Here is a 357-nt window from a genome sequence, read left to right on the forward strand (position 1 = left end):
GAGCTGGACATCAGCCATCGGGTACGCGGCACCCGGGCGCGCTGGCAGCAATTGGCCGTGACCAATGCGGAACAGGCCCTGGGCGCACGCTTGGCGAATCGACAGCACGTTGCCGCACGCTTTGACGCCCTGGCGGAGGTTCTGAACCTGGACGAGCCACCGCAGCGCCTGGAGTGCTACGACATCAGCCACTCCAGCGGCGAGGCCACCGTGGCCTCCTGTGTGGTGTTCGGGCCGGAAGGGCCGATCAAATCCGATTACCGGCGCTACAACATCGAAGGCGGCACCGCCGGCGATGACTACGCCGCCATGCATCAGGCCCTCACACGACGCTTCAGCAAGTTGAAGGACGGCGAG

The 357-nt window shown here is 65.8% G+C and carries 1 pseudogene; it reads left to right on the forward strand.

The window, feature by feature from the left end:
- Positions 1-357: pseudogene (gene uvrC, locus SB765_RS28370) on the forward strand (excinuclease ABC subunit C); the annotation flags it as partial.

The organism is Pseudomonas sp. SIMBA_067, from assembly GCF_046534675.1.
GTDB classification, from domain to species: Bacteria; Pseudomonadota; Gammaproteobacteria; order Pseudomonadales; family Pseudomonadaceae; genus Aquipseudomonas; species Aquipseudomonas putida.